The sequence below is a fragment of the Streptomyces sp. NPDC087844 genome (assembly GCF_044742785.1).
Classification (GTDB): Bacteria; Actinomycetota; Actinomycetes; order Streptomycetales; family Streptomycetaceae; genus Streptomyces.
In genome coordinates this window covers 249,468-264,277 of record NZ_JBIUVD010000007.1, presented here as the reverse complement: position 1 = coordinate 264,277, position 14,810 = coordinate 249,468, and the positions used below count along the sequence as shown (strand labels likewise).

Sequence of the window (14,810 nt, the reverse complement as noted above, 5' to 3'; positions counted from 1 at the left end):
TCCTCAGGTGGAGACGGCCGGGGCGATCAGCTTGGTGATCATCCTGTGCAGTGATGTCTTGCCGACGGCACGCGCCTCGATGCCGGTCGGGGCGTTCGGCTTCTCGACGTACACCGTCCACAGGGCCTTGTCGGTGGCGTACGTCGTCAGTAGGGGGCCCGGGGCATCGGCGAGGAGCACCGTCTGGCCGACCACGAGTGCGTTGTTGATGGCCTCGCCGAGGGCGTGGCCGACGTTGTCCTCGCCGATCTGCTCGGGAGTGATCTGCTGGACGCGGCCGTCCTTGTCGGCTATCTCGAAGGGGTCGACGAAAAGCTGCACCATGTCCGCCGCGTCCTTGGCGGAACTGGCGAGGGTGAACATGTGCAGGCCGCCGCCCGTCACGCGCTCCACGAGGTAGAGGTCCTCGGCGTGTATGTAGACGAGCATGTGCGTGACGCCGCTCGACGTGTGCTGTTCGACAGCCAGTGCGCGGGCGGCAGTTCGTCGCAGAGTCAGGGCGAGGCTCACCTCGGGGGTGATGCGCATGTCGAGGTCCACCCCTGAAGGGACGGAACCGAGGTCCGTACCGTCGCCGGAGTCCGCGTCGCCGGACTCGGACCCGGAGTTCGCGAACGCCGCTCGCAGCACGGCGTCGAGTTCGTCGATGTTGGCGATCTCCACCGCCTCACGCGAGACGAGGGACCGTAGCGCTGTGGCATAGACCCATTCGCGCTCCTGGCCGGAGAGCTCACTGATCCGAGGAGTGGGAGCGACGCATTCGGTCAACGAGTCGGGATCGAGAATGGCGATCTCTTCGTCGGTGAGCCTCAGGAGGGGCTGGGTTCCTCCTTCGGAGAGCGCCTCGGCCAGGATTCCGCGGAACTCCTGGAGGTCCATGTCGGTTTCAGGGCTTTTCATGACTGTTAGTCCGATGCTCGCTTACCAGAAGCTGTATTTGCGGATGGCGTTGGGGACCAGGTTGGTTACGGCACTCTTGGCTCCGTCGACGATCTCGGCACCCTTGTCCTTGATGTCGTTGCCCCACTCCTTGGTGGCTTTCCAGGCCTCCTTGGCGCCGTCCTTGATGTCGTCCCCCCACTTGTCCCAGGCCCAACTGCCCAGGAAGTAGGCCCCGGCCACGCCAAGAGCGACCCAGCCTACGACGGGCACCGCGGCGGCCACGGCTGCGGACGCGCCAAGGGCTGTGGCCATGCCAGCGCCGCCCAGCACGGCCACGGCGCCCGCGGCCTGGACGCCTCCCATGCCCCGGTCCGCCCAGCCCTGGGCGCCTTCGTGAGTGGGGAGGAACATTTCCTTGACGCCGCTCACAATGGCCAGCGGAAGAAAGACACGCGTGGCGAGAAAGCCGGTGCCGGGCGCCTTGGAGAAGAGTTTCGTAGCGTAGGGGATCTTGAGGCGCATGGCGGTGTTCCGGACCGCCTGCTGCCACTTCCAGGGCTCCTTGTACCAGTTGCGGATCTTCTGGTCCTTGAGGAGCTCCTGCAGGAGTTCGCCACGCTTTGCGGCGGTGCGCGCAGCCGGTGAACCGAAGTACTTGTTGAGTTCCCATACGGCGCGTGCGCCTGCCACGTTCTGCCCCTGGGCCCACCTCTGGTAGAGGTGCATCGAGGCTTCGATGGCTGTGGGAATCTTGAGAATCTTGAAAGGCGTCTTGATGTCCTTGAGGGTGCCCTCTTTGAACTCCTTCCAGGTCTCCAGAGCGCCGGCGAGACCTGCGAAGGTGAGAACTGCCTCGGGGTCGTCCGCGGCCAGTCCCAGACGGCGACGGATGTCCTTGGCCTCGTCCTGCGCCCAGGACGCCTTCTTGGGGAAGTCGGAGACGCCTTCCGCCTTCGCGTCCCATTTTGCGAGGATGTTGCTGATCAAGCCGCCTTGGATGCTGAGTGTTCCGCCCAGTACGTCGACGGCGGCAGCCAGTTTCGGTGCCTGGACGTCGTTCATTCCCTTGAAGCCCACTGATTGATCCTTTTCTGCTCTGCTCTGCTCTGCTCTGCTCTGTTCTGGGGTGCGATGAGTTCCTGCCGAAGCTCAACCCGGTGACATGGGTCTTCAGAGCGGGAGGTGACCGGCTTCCGCTGCGTCGGCGCCGGACTTGTCGTTCGCGTCGCCGCGGGCCGTCAGCGGGACGGCCGCGGTCGCGGCGAGCGTGGCGGCGACGGGCAAGGAGTGGCGCTTCACTGTGAACCCCCGTGAGACAAAGATGCAGTCAAGAGCAATGACGGTATCCGTGGGGCGATCGGTTTCGCTACAGCGAAGTTCCTTGGGCGACTGGGTGGAACTGGATGAATCAGGGCAAGTGGTGAGTGCTTGCGGTCAGACCGTGTCTGGGGCCACAGGGGCGCGGTCCCTCGGCAGAGATGGCGGCTTTGCTGCCCGGGAAGACCGCGGCGCGAGATGTCGTGCCCGTCGCTGTACTCGCCCTTTCGCTGACCGCGTGCGGTCGACGTGGGTACCGAGGTCGTGGCTCAGGCTCTCGTGCAGGACAGCGCGGGTGCCACGGGGCTGATGCTCGCGGTAGGCCACGTGAAGACCACGCAACTGTCTGGACGTTCCCCGGAGAGGAGGCCCTCGACGCGGTCCGTCCTCAGCTCGGGAGCTTGGACGGGAGGTCGCATTTCGCGTCCTTGTGGGCCTGGCGGGCGAAGTCTGTTGCCAGGTCGATTAGGGTCTGGCGTGCTTCCTTGTCCGAGGCTTCTAGCGGCTTCAAGGAATGGGCCAACACGGTCAGGCTGTACGGCTCATTACTTGTCTTTTCACGGGCATAGCATGGAACATAGATGGCAGCAAGGTCCGCCGTTGATACGCCTTTGATGCCGGCGCCGAAGTTCTTTTCCTCGCCCTTGGCCTTAGATGGTATTTCGTGGGCTGCCCACCTTTGCCAGGAAGTTGTGGAGGCCGCACGGGCCTCAAGGTAGAGGAGCCTTTCATTGTTTTCGTCGCCCACTCCGCACTGGCTCTTGAAACCCCAATCCGGGTCAGGTCTCCATGTCTCGTCGAAGTCGTATTTTGAGGACTGGGGTAGCACGGAGTTGAAGATTTTGGCAGCCTCTTGCCGGTCAGGCATGTTGCGGCAGACCTCGTCGGACCGAATGGTCCCGCGTTCTTCGAAGGCCCCGAGGAGGTAGACAGTGAGCAGGCATGTGGCAACAATCGCGGCAACCACCCCATAGATATGGCTTTTCTGGATGCCTCTGCGGTTCATCGATTCCGTCCAGGTCCTGCAGCTAATCGCCGTTGTAATTAGTTGGTGGGCCGCTCGGCTTCGCTATTCTTAATCCAAGGAATTTGCGTCACTGAATCCTCTGAATGCTTCATCCCCGACTCTATTTTCGGCAGCCTCCTCGCCAGTGGCGGCCTTGGCGGACTCCTGGGTCGTCACGATGACTGAGTGCTGGATCTGGTCCGTGTGCTTTACGTTTTGGTAGACCTGTTTATTTTGCTGCTCCCCATCATCGTCGAAGCCGTTAAGGATACCGTTGAATACTTCTTCCGCAGTTGTCCCGGCCAGGCCGCCCGCGACGATGCCACCATGATCTGCACCATGCCCTTGAAGGCGGAATAGGGGCTGTTGTCCATGTTCATGGACAGGTGGTGGCGCCTCTTCAGCATGGGCAGTTCGTCCCGGGCCCAGCTCGCCACGTGCAGGATGTCCTGGAGTTCTTCGGCGCCCAGGCCGTAGTAGGCGAGTTCCGTTTTGTAGTAGGACGCTCGGTCCTGGAGTTTCTCCTGGTCCCGTTGTACGGAGTCGATCGTGGCCTTGAGTGCGTCCGGGTCAATGCCCGAGAAGGCACTAACGCCACTTGCGTTGTCATCCTTGTCCATGCCCACCGTCCCCGTTCGCAGCGCACCCGCTGCCGGCCTTCAGCCGCTTTCAGTACATCCGCCTGTTGCGGTTCATCGCACTGGCTTCCTCGGGCGTGACCTTCTCCGGCATACGGTCGATCTCACGCTGGATGTCCGTAAGTACCTTGTCGATACGGGCTCGTACGGTCTTGCGGTGGCCGATGACATCGCCGTGCCACTTGTCGGCGGTCTTGCCCACCCATGACTTCGTGGAGTCCCGGCCGCCCTTCCCGATGTCCCTCGCCCCCCTTTTCAGGGCGTCGACCAGGTCGGACCGTTCCTTCTCAAGCTCTCGCCTCAGCCTTTGCAGGCGTTCCCGTTCCGGGTTGTCCTGCTTCGGCTTGTCGTTGGCGGCTGCCATCTGCCTTCCCTGCCAGTCAGCGGTTGACCGACTGGATTTCTTCGACCGTGATGTTCTGGGTGGCCTCAATCGTGCCGTCGGGCATGCCGATCGCTCCCGCCTGGCCCGTGCCCGTCCAGCTGATCTCCCAGGTGAGGGCTGCCTTGAGGGGGACTGTTTCGCCGCCGGAGGAGCGGCGGTAGATGATGCCGCAGGGCGGTGTCTCCTTCGCCTTGCCCTTGGCGTAGGGCTCGCCGATCTTGCCGTCGACTATTGGGCATCCGCCGTCGGCGGGGATCGTCGTGGCGTCCGCCGTGCCCGGGCTCAGCGTCAGGGACTTCGGCTTGGCCGTCGTGGTCGCCTGAATGTTGAAGCCAGGGGCGTTGATCGCCGCTGTTGCCTGGACTTCGTCGAACACGGCTTGGTCGAGCCATGCCCATGTCGGCAGGTTCACTTTGGTGATGGCCTCGGGGGCGAGCGTCACCTTGGTGCCGGGCAGTTCCATGTGCTGGTAGGCGAGGGCCGAGAGCATCTCCGGAGTGATGGCTTCTTCGTGCTGGGGCGGCGGAGGCTCGCCGTTGTCGACCCAGAAGGGGAGGTCGGAGCAGGAGGTGCGCTTGAGGTAGTCCGGCTCGTTCGGGTTCTCGACGCCGGCCCAGAACATCCCCTCGCCGTCCTTGTCGACGTTGTAGTCCTTGTAGCCGGGGGTGTCGGTCCAGCCGTAGTCGTCCTCGTAGTGGCGCTCCACCTCACCGATGGCCGAGCCTGCGGAGCCGGTGATGTCGGGGTTGTTCTTCCACGAGTCGATGTTGCCGGACATCTTCTTCTTGAAATCTTTGGCGCCCATGTAGGGGGCGTACCAGCAGGGCGGAGGCGTCCAGTTGACATCGGCGGAGGCTACGTTTCCAGCGCCGCCGTTCTTGGTGACGGCTCCGGAGTACTGGACGCTGGCGGCGGCGTAGATGCCCTTACCGTCGCTTCCACCCTCCTGGTTCGTGTCGGCGTCTCCGCTATTAGTCGGCGTTTCCGTCGCACTGGCCGGTGTTCCGAGGATGAGTGTGCCGAAAGTCAGCGCCAGGGCAACTGTGGTGACGCTGAGGGGCGTACGCCGTGGTGCGTTCACTGGCACTTCGCCGCCTTCGTCTCGACGAACACCTTGGATGCCTGCCACAGCCCGCCACCCGTGGGGAACTTGACCATGATGATCTTGAAGTAGTCGAAGCCGTCGATGCTGGGCTCTGTCTTCAGGACCTTCCCGGTCTTGACCTCTTCGCTGTAGAACTTGTTCGAATCTACGCAGAACGCGACCTCCACCGAGTTGCCGTTTGTCGTGGACCGGGTGGTGGCCTGGTAGTGACGCCGGGTGCCGGTGGCCGTCCAGTCGCCGTCGACCCTTTTGTCGATCTGCGTCTTCGCGTAGGTCAGGCCCTCGCCGGTGGAGTACGTGGTGACGGCCGCGTCCTTCGTCGTGCGCTTGTCGATACCCCGATAGATCGCACGAACGTAGTTCGCGGCGTCATCCATCGCCGCCGCCTCGTTCTTCGCCTTCGGCTTGTCCCAGTCGAAGACCAGGTTCATGTCCTTCGGCAAGGACACGTCCACCCCGTCGGGCTTGTCCTCGGCCGCGCCCGCCGGTTCCGCCGATTTCGTCGGCTTCTTCGATCCCTGGTCGGCGCCCGCGATCTTGTCGTTGTCGCTGGACTTGTCGTCCCCGCCGCCGCCGCACGCCGTGAGCAGCAGGGCTGCGGTCGCGGCGAGCGCGGCAGCAACGGGCAAAGATCGGCGCTTCACAGTGAACCCCCGTGAGATTTAGATGTATTCGCGAGTCACGACGGTATCCGTGGGGTGAGCGCTTTCGCTACCGCGAACTCCCTTGTGCGGACGCTCGGACCTGGAGGAATCAGGGCAAGCCGATGGCGTAAGTGACCCGATCGTGTCTGAGTGCGCAACGGACCCGGGTGGGGCCCCGGGTATGCGTCGGGGCCCCGAGGCGGCTCAGTTCAGCCGGGCCGCGCCGCGCTCCGGTGTCCGGCAGCGTGGGCACCCGCACGGCGGATACGCCGACGTCTGCGGCAGTGGCGGCGGCAGCGGGCCCGCTCCTCCGCCGGTCCGGATCTCTACCCTGCTCCGTTCCCCGGTCACGGCGCCCCGCGCGTCGACCGTGTAGACCCGCAGGGTGAGGCGGCGGCTACGGCCGGGCGGTTCCGCCAGTTCCAGTACGTCCGTCACGGCCGGGTACTGGTCCGCGCACTCCGGGCACGCGTAGACGTTGAAGCCGGAGCCCGTCGCCGCGTGTACCTCGTGGACCAGTACCGGCTGGGCCGTCACCCGGTGGCAGCGGGCGCACATCCGCACCGCGGGGCGCGTCATCGGGCGGCCATCGGGACGCCGTGGATACGGTCCGGGCCGACGTCGATGCCCACCGTCGCGAGGTAGAGCGCGCGACGGCGTTCGCGTTGGCGGCGGTGGTCTGCTGTGCGGTTGCCTCGGATGGAGTTAAAGCGGGGTGGCGGGACCGGGACGAACCGGAGCGGCGGGAGGGCTCCCAGCCGGTGGCGGCCGGGTGGGCGCGGGGTGCACAGGTTCAGCACCTTGGCGAGGAGGCGGAGAGTAAGGTCCAGCACGTTGACGCTCCTAGTAAGCGTTGGCCATTGCCCCGGGACGGTTACCGCCGTCGCCGGGGTATTTCGTGCCGTGAGCCTACATTGCTGCGCATGTCAGTGCATAGCAGTCTGCAGCTTTATGCCCATCACTGCAGCTCAGTGCTGTTTTACGGTGGTAGGCATGGCAGGAGAACCAGACGATTCACCGATTGACCCCAACAAGATCGCGTACGTCTATATGCAGGTGGCGGACCACATCGCCGCCCAGATCGCGTCCGGCGAGCTGCAGCCGGGAGCACGGCTCGCCGGAGAGCGTGACCTAGGTACGGAGTACGGAGTCGCCTACCTGACCGCCCGCCGAGCGATCCGCGAACTCCGCGAACGCGGACTAGTGATCACCCTCCCCGCAAAGGGCACCTTCGTCGCGTACCCCGAGACGACAGGTGACGGTCAGGAGCCGTAGGACTTCGTGGGCGTTCGCGTCCACCGCACGTGGGCACAGAACAGGCATGCCATGCTGCCTCGCCGCCCCGCACGCCCTCCTCCGAGTCCTCCACTCCGCAGCACGTCGCGGTACGGCGCAGGCGCGCCATCCTCACGACCCGGCCCTCGGCCGCGCCCCCACCCCCGCCCCCGACGCCGTGTCCGCCGTCAATCTGGAGCTGGTGACCCTCACCGAGGACCGGGCCGTCATCACCTGGCACACCGGTGTGGAGGGCAGCGACGACGGCTTCGGGCGGATGCTCCCCGCGGTGACCGAGGGCGAGGTCGTCTACGGCACCCACCCCGCGCACCTGAACCGGACCGCCTCCGAGGGCTGCGACACCGCACACCACTACGTGGAGTTGACGGACCTCGAACCCGGCGAGACGTACTACTACCAGGCCCGTTCCCGCGGATCCGCGGCCACGCCCACACCGCTGCACCTGGTGAAGGGGAACGCCGTGGGGACCTCCCTCCACGGGTTCGGCGGCCACGGCGGTCCGTACTCCTTCACGACGCCGCAACCGCCGCCCGGCCGCCACCTGTTGTCGATCGCCCTCTGCAACGACCTCCACCTCGGCGAGACCACCGCCGGGCTGGTGACGGGCGTGCCGTTGATGCGCGGGATCTCGCAACGGCTCGGCCTCGGTCCGTACCCGGAGGTCATGGGCAGGGCGCTGGTGGAGGAGGCGCATCGGCGCGGGGCCCGTCATCTGCTGGCCGCGGGGGACATATCCGCGGGCGGGGCGCCGCGGGACCTGGCGGAGGCCCGACGGTTGCTGGACGGGTTCGGCACGCACGGGCAGGACTACTTCGTCGTCCGCGGGAACCACGACCGACGCGGGCACCCCGGCCCTCACGACCGACGCGGGCACCCCGGCCCTCACGACCGACGCGGGCACCCCGGCCCTCAGGGGCGGCGCGGGGACAACTTCCTGGATGCCTTCCCCGCCGGTGACGGGGCGGGCAACGGAGCCGCGTACTTCGCCCGCGACCTCGGCGGCCTGCGGATCGTCGGACTGGACACGTACGAGAAGAGAGGGAGGGGGGCCGGGTCGGGCGGGCTCTCCGACGAGCAACTCGCCTGGTTCCGGGCCGATGTGCGGGCGCACAGGGACCAGCCCACCCTGGTCTTCGGGCACCACCCGCTGACCGTACGCAACTCGCCGTTCCCCGTGACGAGCGGGCAGCGCCTCAACCGCCGCCAGGCCCGCGCGATCCTCGGCGCGTACGCCGCCGCCCCCGGCGTCTTCCTCCACCACGCGGGCCACACCCACCGCAACAAGCGGACGGTCCTGCCGCAGGCGCGGCACGTCACCTTGCAGGAGGTGGGCGCTGTGAAGGAGTACCCCGGCGGTTTCTGTCTGCTGCGGATCCACACCGGCGGCTACGCCCTCAACTACTACAAGACCAGCAGCGGCCCGGCGCGGGAGTGGAGCGAACGCAGCAGGCGCGTGGCGGCGGGCCTGTGGCCGCAGTACGCGCTCGGCCGCTCGGTCCGCGACCGCAACAGCGTCGTCGTACGCGATCTTTCAGGCATCACGCCGTCCGGGGAGGGGCTCCCTGCCGGGCACGGCCGGGGGAGCCGTCGCCGTTGATGCCGGCTTCACCTCTTCGGACGGTTCACCGGTAGCCGTTGCCTCCCCGTCACCGACAGCCCCCGTCCTCCACCCGTGGCCGAAGGCCACACCACCCACCCCACAAGCCTCCCGTGAGCGTGTCGTGCAGGCTTGATGGACGCAGCGTTACCGACATCCGGCGGGGCGGAAGCGGATGATTCGCTGTTGCACAGTGGGGACCCCGTCCGGAACTCCGTGCGCGGCCCCCTCTTCGGCAGGGAACCGAACGCCCCGCGTTGCGCGTGGATAACGTCGTGGTGTGTGGGGTTCGCGGTCGTGGTCGCGCCTTGAGGGGCTTATGTGCTGCTGATACGGTGCGGTGACTTGACACTCGTTCCGGCCATGGCTATTCGGCAGCTTTTCGACGGTTATCCGACCAGGTCGGGCGGTACGCCCGGTGAGGGCCCGGTGCCCGAAGTGCGTCAAGCGTGCCGAGCGTGCCAAGTGTGCCAAGTGTCCTGAATGACGAAAACCTTCTTGGGTGTACGGGGAGCGGTTGCGTGAAGATCCAGGAGCGTACGGGGGCGGGCAACAACCGTTCCTCCGCGCCGGTTCAGCCGACGATGGGGGAGCGCCTTCCCTCGCCGCCTCGCGAGCGCAAACCGGCACTGGCCGCGCTCGCGGTGCTGCTGATCCTCGTGGGTGCGCTCGGCGCGACCATGCTCGTACTGCGCGCCGGTGACCGTATCGAGGTCGTCAAGGTGACCGGCGACATCCAGGCCGGTGAGTCCGTCGGCAACAAGGTGGAATCGGTGCTGGTGGCCGACGACGCCGGGGTCAACTACATCAAGTGGACCCAGCTGGGCACCCTCAAGAAGCTCAAGGCCAAGTCCACGATCTACGGGGGCACCCTCGTCATCGGCCAGATGTTCGGCACCGAGGCAAGCGTCCCGGCCGGCAAGGCCATCGTCGGCCTGTCCCTCAAGGAGGGGCAGTACCCGCAGGGCATCGCGCCGGGCGACCTCGTGGCCGCCTACCAGGTCGGCAACACCGGCTCCTCGAACTCGAACTCGAACTCCAACTCCAACTCCGACGCGGACTCGGACGACGCGACGGGCTCCGGTTCCACCGGCTCCGGTGACACCCCGATCGTCGACAACGCCCGCGTCACCAAGGTGCCGGACGGCAGCGACAGCACCATCAGCAGCACCAACCAGCGCGTCACCGTGACCGTCGACGAGAGCGATGCCGCCGCGCTGGCCCGCGCCGCCGCGGCGAACCAGGTCGCCCTCGTCAAGGTCCCCGGCAACTAGCGGCGGAGAGTCACACACACCATGGCCCTCATCGCCCTCGCCGCGGACAAAGGCTCCCCCGGCGTCACCACGACGGCCGTCGCCCTCGCGGCGGTCTGGCCGCGCCGCGTGCTGCTCGCCGAGACCGACCCGGCCGGCGGCGACCTCGTGTACCGCAGCGCCGCCGCGCACGGCGGACCGCTGAACCCCAACACCGGCATGCTGTCCATAGCCGCCACGGCCCGCCGCGGCCTCGTACCGGACCAGATCTGGGACCACGTACAGCCGTTGAGCGGTGGGCTCGACGTGCTCGTCGGGCTCGCGCACTCCGAGCAGGCTGCCGGGCTCGCCGGGCTGTGGCCCACCCTCGGCCGTGCCTTCGCGCAGCTCGCCGACTCCGAGCACGCGCCCGCCGACGTCATAGCGGACTGCGGACGGATCAGCGGGGAGTCCCCGGCCGTGGAGATGTTCTCGCAGGCCGCGCTCGTCCTGCTGGTGTCGCGCACCGAGCCGGAGGCCATCGCGCGGGTACGCGACCGGGCCGCCGCGCTCACCGCCAAGCTGCACGGCGGACCGCGCGGCGCGGCGGCGCTAGGCACACCCCTCATCGGCGTCGTGCTGATCACCGACCCGGGCGACTCCGCCAAGATCGTCCATCAGGTCGACGACATGCTGATGGCCGCGCGGACCGGCGCCCGCGTCGTCGGCACGATCGCCGAAGACCCCACCGGCGCCGACCAGTTGGCCGGCCGCAGGCGCGGACGGCTCGACAAGTCGCTGCTCATCCGCTCGGCGCGCAAGGTGACCTCGGACCTCTACCAGCAGTTCGGCGCGGCCTGGTCCGTACCGACGGCCGGCGGTCCGGCCGGTCCTGGTGGCCCGAGCGGTCGGCCGACCGCCGGAGCCGGCCGATGACCGTGGCCGGCACGCAGAGGGCGACGGGGGCGGGCCGATGACCGCTGTCGACCATCAGCTCGTCAAGCGGTTCCGGCAGGACGCCGGTGACCGTATCGCCGAGCAGCGCCGCCTCGACCAGGTCTCCGGCGTCACGCCGATGTCCAACGAGGACGAGCGGCAGTACGCCCGCGCGGTCATCGCCCAGATCCTGGAGGACTACGCCCGCACGGAGATCAACTCCGGGCGCACGCCCCTGGACGCCGAGACCGAGGAGCAGTACGCCGCCGCCGTGCACGCCGCGCTCTTCGGCGTCGGGCGCCTGCAGCCGCTGCTGGACAACCCCGAGGTCGAGAACATCGACATCAACGGGTACGACCAGGTCTTCGTCGGCTACGCGAACGGCGAGGAGGTCAGGGCCGATCCGGTCGCCGAGACCGACGAGGAGCTGATCGAGCTGATCCAGATCCTCGGCGCGTACTCGGGCCTGTCCTCCCGGCCCTTCGACTCCGCGAACCCGCAGCTCGACCTGCGGCTGCCGGACGGTTCGCGACTGTCCGCCGTCATGGACGTCACCCGCAGGCCCGCCCTGTCCATCCGTCGCGCACGCATGGGCAAGGTCTTCATGTCGGACCTCGTCGGCAACGGCACGCTCACCCCCGACGTCGGCCACTTCCTCGCCTGCGCGGTCCGGGCCCGCAAGAACATCATGATCGCGGGCGCCACCAACGCCGGTAAGACCACGCTCCTGCGCGCGCTCGCCAACGAGATCCCGCCGCAGGAACGCCTCATCACCGTCGAGCGCGCCCTGGAGCTGGGCCTCGACACCTTCGCCGACCTGCACCCGAACGTCGTGGCGTTCGAGGAGCGGCTGCCCAACTCCGAGGGCCAGGGCATGATCTCGATGGCCGAACTGGTCCGGCGGTCGCTGCGTATGAACCCCTCGCGCGTCATCGTCGGTGAGGTCCTCGGCGACGAGATCGTGACCATGCTGAACGCGATGTCGCAGGGCAACGACGGTTCGCTGTCCACGATCCACGCCAACAGCTCCCACGAGGTGTTCAACCGCATCTCCACCTACGCGCTCCAGGCCACCGAACGCCTGCCCATCGAGGCCAGCCAGATGCTCGTCGCGGGCGCGGTGAACTTCGTCGTCTTCGTCCAGCGGCGCAACAACTTCGAGTCGGGCGGCCGGCTTCAGCGCGTGGTCACCTCGATCCGCGAGGTCAACGGTGTCGACGGACGCGTCCTGTCCAGCGAGGTGTTCGCGGAGACACCGGACGGCCGGGTCCTGCCGCACGCGCCCCTGTCCTGCCTCGAAGACCTGATCCAGTACGGCTATCGCCTGCCCGGCGGGAACTGGGGGTGACTTGATCATGCATGCACCGACCATGACCATGACCATGACCATGGGCCGGCCGAGCATGACTCTGGCCGCTCTCGACTCGCTCGGCTCCATGGGCGGGCTGTTCTCCACGACGGTCCTGTACGCCCTCGCGTGCGGTGTCGCGGTGGGCGGCGGCCTCGCCCTGCTCACCGTCGCGGTCCGCGGCCTGCCCGCCAAGCCCGAGCACGAGAAGCAGAAGGCGAGCGAACGGGCCGGTGAGCTCGTACGGTTCGTCGGCCGGCGCGGTTCGATCGCCGCCATCGCCGGCATCGTCGTCCTGCTGCTCACCCGGTGGGCCGTCGCCGGTATCGCGACCGCCGTCCTCGTCTTCTTCTGGGACAAGCTCTTCGGCGGCGCCTCCGAGGAGAAGTCCGCCATGCGCCGCGTGGAGGCCCTCGCCTCCTGGACCGAGTCGCTGCGCGACACCATCGCGGGCGCGGTCGGCCTCGAACAGGCCATCCCCGCCTCCGCCCGCGCCTCGGCGCCGGTCCTGCGCCCGCACCTCGACGCCCTTGTGGACCGCCTGCGCTCCCGTACGCCGCTGCCCGAGGCCCTGCAGCAGCTCGCCGACGAGATCGACGACGCGTCCGCCGACATCATCGTGGCCGCGCTGATCCTCAACGCGCGCCTGCGCGGGCCGGGTCTGCGCCAGGTGCTGGGCGCGCTCGCCAAGTCGGCGCGCGAAGAGGTCGACATGCGCCAGCGCGTGATGGCCCAGCGTGCCTCGACCCGCCGCTCGGTGCAGATCGTCGTGGCCGTGTCGATCGCCTTCGTGCTCGGCCTGTCCATCTTCAACCGCGAGTTCGTCGAGCCGTACGGGACGGCCGTCGGCCAGCTCGTACTCGCGTGTGTCTGCGGTCTGTTCGCCCTCGGCTTCTGGTGGCTGCGCAAGCTGTCGACCATCGAGACGCCGGAGCGGTTCCTGGTGCGGGACGAGTCGGCGGTCCAGTTCGTCCGCCCCCGGACGCAGCCGGGATCGCAGACGCCGTCCCAGCAGCAGACGCCGGCCCATGCGCCGTCCCAGTCATCGTCCCCGCAGCAGTCGCTGCCGCTGTCGTCGCCGGAGGAGGGGGTACGCCGATGAACTCGACCCTGACCCTGCCCGTCCTGGTCGGTGCCGTCCTGGGCCTGGGCATCTACGTCCTGGTCCGTGCCCTGATGCCGGCCAAGCGCAGCGCGGTCGCCCAGGTCGCCCGCATCGACGCGATGAGGGCGCGGGGAGCGGCGTACGAGTCCGCGCACCGCACCTCCGACGCCGACGCCGGACGGCTCGGCAGCGTACGCGCCCGGGTCGGGCAGCGCGTCGCCCAGCTGTACATCCAGCAGGGCTGGGAACTGCGCTCGCTGCGGGCCGACCTTTCGGTGCTCGACCGGAGCTGGGAGAACTTCCTCGCGACAAAGGTGCTGCTCGGGGCCGCGGGACTGTTCTTCGGGCCGCTCATGTTCGCGGTGGTCTGGACGCTCGGCTTCAGCCGCAGCCCCGCCATCCCGGTCTGGCTCGCCCTGGTCTTCGCGCTCGTCTTCTTCTTCCTGCCGGACCTCGAAGTGCGGCGGGACGCGGCCGAGAAGCGGCGCGACCTGCGGCGCGTGATCGGCGCGTACCTCGACCTGGTGTCGATGAGCCTGGCGGGCGGCCGCGGTCTCCCCGAGGCACTGATGGCAGCCGCCGAGGTCTCCGACGGCTGGGCCACGCAGCGCATCCGCAACGCGCTCGCCGACGCCCGCATCACCGGCATCAGCCAGTGGCAGGCCCTCGGGACGCTGGGGGAGGAGATCGGGGTCGAGGAGCTGAAGGACCTGTCGGCCTCGCTGGCGCTCGTCGCGGACGACGGCGCGAAGGTGCGCGAGTCGCTCTCCTCGCGCGCCGAGACCATGCGGCACCGCGAACTCGCCGAGATCGAGGGCAGCGCGGGGGAGAAGTCGCAGTCGATGCTGGTGGCGCAGCTGCTGCTCTGCGCCGGCTTCCTGGTCTTCCTGATCTTCCCGGCGGCGATGCGCGTGTTCCAGGTCTGAGCCCGGCAACCACCCACTACTCCTGCACCGACCTGAACTGTCTTGAGAGGACAACTCACCATGAACGGACGGAACTACAGCACCGGGATCCCGGGGGTGGACTTCCTGATCACCTTCCTCCAGGGCCGGGTGCAGCGCGCCCGCTCCGGCGAACTCGACCGCGGTGCGTCCGCGGTGGAGTGGGTCATCATCTCGGCGGTCGTCGTGGCGATCGTCGGCGTGGTCGCCGCGATCATCAACGCCGCGCTCAGCGACGGTGCCAACAAGGTCGGCGACTGCATCAAGGGCGCGGACGCGGGCAGCACCTGCTGATCCAGCGACCGCGGATCCGCTGATCGGCGGCTTCCGCCGCCGACTTCTCTCTCGTACACGGGGTTATTGGTGAGCGCACGA

General features: G+C 67.8%; 18 protein-coding genes. 8 read left to right on the top strand and 10 right to left on the bottom strand.

The genetic code is table 11. From position 1 onward, the window contains the following. Nucleotides 1-3: 3 nt before the first annotated feature. From ACIOKD_RS17135 to ACIOKD_RS17090, 10 genes are all read right to left on the bottom strand, one after another. Nucleotides 4-900: a hypothetical protein gene (locus tag ACIOKD_RS17135; RefSeq protein ID WP_402084117.1), complete on the bottom strand. Its 897-nt coding sequence runs from the start codon at nt 898-900 to the stop codon at nt 4-6. A 21-nt stretch (nt 901-921) separates the two neighbouring features. Then, a complete protein-coding gene (locus ACIOKD_RS17130; protein WP_402084115.1) occupies nt 922-1,959 on the bottom strand; it encodes a hypothetical protein in 1,038 nt (345 codons plus the stop codon). A gap of 93 nt (nt 1,960-2,052) precedes the next feature. After that, nucleotides 2,053-2,181 carry a hypothetical protein gene (locus ACIOKD_RS17125; protein ID WP_402084112.1) on the bottom strand — a complete coding sequence of 43 codons (129 nt, stop codon included), beginning with the start codon at nt 2,179-2,181 and terminating at the stop codon, nt 2,053-2,055. Between the two features lie 406 nt (nt 2,182-2,587). Continuing rightward, nucleotides 2,588-3,205, bottom strand: coding sequence for a hypothetical protein (locus ACIOKD_RS17120; protein WP_402084110.1), 618 nt, complete (start codon nt 3,203-3,205; stop codon nt 2,588-2,590). A gap of 209 nt (nt 3,206-3,414) precedes the next feature. Then, nucleotides 3,415-3,825, bottom strand: a complete 411-nt coding sequence (locus ACIOKD_RS17115; protein WP_402084108.1) for a hypothetical protein — start codon at nt 3,823-3,825, stop codon at nt 3,415-3,417. 49 nt (nt 3,826-3,874) lie between these two features. Continuing rightward, nucleotides 3,875-4,207: a hypothetical protein gene (locus ACIOKD_RS17110; protein WP_402084105.1), complete on the bottom strand. Its 333-nt coding sequence runs from the start codon at nt 4,205-4,207 to the stop codon at nt 3,875-3,877. Nucleotides 4,208-4,223: 16 nt separating this feature from the next. Beyond that, entirely contained in the window at nt 4,224-5,309 is a 1,086-nt protein-coding gene (locus ACIOKD_RS17105) for a hypothetical protein (RefSeq protein WP_402084102.1), read from the bottom strand. After that, on the bottom strand, nt 5,306-5,977 hold the full coding sequence (locus tag ACIOKD_RS17100; RefSeq protein ID WP_402084099.1) for a hypothetical protein: 672 nt from the start codon (nt 5,975-5,977) through the stop codon (nt 5,306-5,308). Before ACIOKD_RS17100 ends, ACIOKD_RS17105 begins: the two co-directional genes overlap by 4 nt. Before the next feature lie 204 nt (nt 5,978-6,181). Continuing rightward, nucleotides 6,182-6,556 carry a hypothetical protein gene (locus tag ACIOKD_RS17095; RefSeq protein ID WP_402084096.1) on the bottom strand — a complete coding sequence of 125 codons (375 nt, stop codon included), beginning with the start codon at nt 6,554-6,556 and terminating at the stop codon, nt 6,182-6,184. Beyond that, a complete protein-coding gene (locus ACIOKD_RS17090; RefSeq protein ID WP_402084094.1) occupies nt 6,553-6,810 on the bottom strand; it encodes a hypothetical protein in 258 nt (85 codons plus the stop codon). The genes ACIOKD_RS17095 and ACIOKD_RS17090 overlap by 4 nt, the downstream gene beginning before the upstream one ends. A gap of 160 nt (nt 6,811-6,970) precedes the next feature. On the opposite strand from ACIOKD_RS17090, the gene ACIOKD_RS17085 reads away from it, so the two are divergent. The 8 genes from ACIOKD_RS17085 to ACIOKD_RS17050 all read left to right on the top strand — a co-directional run bounded on the left by ACIOKD_RS17085 (nt 6,971) and on the right by ACIOKD_RS17050 (nt 14,729). Next, nucleotides 6,971-7,252 carry a winged helix-turn-helix domain-containing protein gene (locus tag ACIOKD_RS17085; RefSeq protein ID WP_402084091.1) on the top strand — a complete coding sequence of 94 codons (282 nt, stop codon included), beginning with the start codon at nt 6,971-6,973 and terminating at the stop codon, nt 7,250-7,252. Between the two features lie 46 nt (nt 7,253-7,298). After that, nucleotides 7,299-8,870, top strand: coding sequence for a metallophosphoesterase (locus ACIOKD_RS17080; protein ID WP_402084089.1), 1,572 nt, complete (start codon nt 7,299-7,301; stop codon nt 8,868-8,870). Nucleotides 8,871-9,391: 521 nt separating this feature from the next. Further along, nucleotides 9,392-10,144, top strand: coding sequence for a hypothetical protein (locus ACIOKD_RS17075; protein ID WP_402084086.1), 753 nt, complete (start codon nt 9,392-9,394; stop codon nt 10,142-10,144). Between the two features lie 21 nt (nt 10,145-10,165). Next, a complete protein-coding gene (locus ACIOKD_RS17070; protein ID WP_402084084.1) occupies nt 10,166-11,038 on the top strand; it encodes a hypothetical protein in 873 nt (290 codons plus the stop codon). Between the two features lie 37 nt (nt 11,039-11,075). After that, on the top strand, nt 11,076-12,386 hold the full coding sequence (locus ACIOKD_RS17065) for a CpaF family protein (protein ID WP_402084081.1): 1,311 nt from the start codon (nt 11,076-11,078) through the stop codon (nt 12,384-12,386). A gap of 88 nt (nt 12,387-12,474) precedes the next feature. Further along, the gene (locus ACIOKD_RS17060) at nt 12,475-13,488 is read left to right on the top strand and encodes a type II secretion system F family protein (RefSeq protein WP_402084349.1); all 1,014 of its coding nucleotides are present in this window, start codon (nt 12,475-12,477) and stop codon (nt 13,486-13,488) included. Next, nucleotides 13,485-14,417 carry a type II secretion system F family protein gene (locus tag ACIOKD_RS17055; RefSeq protein WP_402084078.1) on the top strand — a complete coding sequence of 311 codons (933 nt, stop codon included), beginning with the start codon at nt 13,485-13,487 and terminating at the stop codon, nt 14,415-14,417. The genes ACIOKD_RS17060 and ACIOKD_RS17055 overlap by 4 nt, the downstream gene beginning before the upstream one ends. Nucleotides 14,418-14,477: 60 nt before the next feature. Next, nucleotides 14,478-14,729 (top strand): hypothetical protein, encoded by a 252-nt coding sequence (locus ACIOKD_RS17050; RefSeq protein WP_055509289.1) that lies wholly within the window; start codon nt 14,478-14,480, stop codon nt 14,727-14,729. Nucleotides 14,730-14,810: the final 81 nt, after the last annotated feature.

Excerpts from the sequence above, each read along its gene's own strand:
- ACIOKD_RS17070 (WP_402084084.1), top strand. The coding sequence starts at position 10,166 with ATGGCCCTCATCGCCCTCGCCGCGGACAAAGGCTCCCCCGGCGTCACC.
- ACIOKD_RS17115 (WP_402084108.1), bottom strand. The coding sequence starts at position 3,825 with ATGGACAAGGATGACAACGCAAGTGGCGTTAGTGCCTTCTCGGGCATT.
- ACIOKD_RS17060 (WP_402084349.1), top strand. The coding sequence starts at position 12,475 with ATGGGCGGGCTGTTCTCCACGACGGTCCTGTACGCCCTCGCGTGCGGT.
- ACIOKD_RS17085 (WP_402084091.1), top strand. The coding sequence starts at position 6,971 with ATGGCAGGAGAACCAGACGATTCACCGATTGACCCCAACAAGATCGCG.
- ACIOKD_RS17055 (WP_402084078.1), top strand. The coding sequence starts at position 13,485 with ATGAACTCGACCCTGACCCTGCCCGTCCTGGTCGGTGCCGTCCTGGGC.
- ACIOKD_RS17095 (WP_402084096.1), bottom strand. The coding sequence starts at position 6,556 with ATGACGCGCCCCGCGGTGCGGATGTGCGCCCGCTGCCACCGGGTGACG.
- ACIOKD_RS17080 (WP_402084089.1), top strand. The coding sequence starts at position 7,299 with ATGCCATGCTGCCTCGCCGCCCCGCACGCCCTCCTCCGAGTCCTCCAC.
- ACIOKD_RS17110 (WP_402084105.1), bottom strand. The coding sequence starts at position 4,207 with ATGGCAGCCGCCAACGACAAGCCGAAGCAGGACAACCCGGAACGGGAA.
- ACIOKD_RS17050 (WP_055509289.1), top strand. The coding sequence starts at position 14,478 with ATGAACGGACGGAACTACAGCACCGGGATCCCGGGGGTGGACTTCCTG.
- ACIOKD_RS17065 (WP_402084081.1), top strand. The coding sequence starts at position 11,076 with ATGACCGCTGTCGACCATCAGCTCGTCAAGCGGTTCCGGCAGGACGCC.
- ACIOKD_RS17120 (WP_402084110.1), bottom strand. The coding sequence starts at position 3,205 with ATGAACCGCAGAGGCATCCAGAAAAGCCATATCTATGGGGTGGTTGCC.
- ACIOKD_RS17135 (WP_402084117.1), bottom strand. The coding sequence starts at position 900 with ATGAAAAGCCCTGAAACCGACATGGACCTCCAGGAGTTCCGCGGAATC.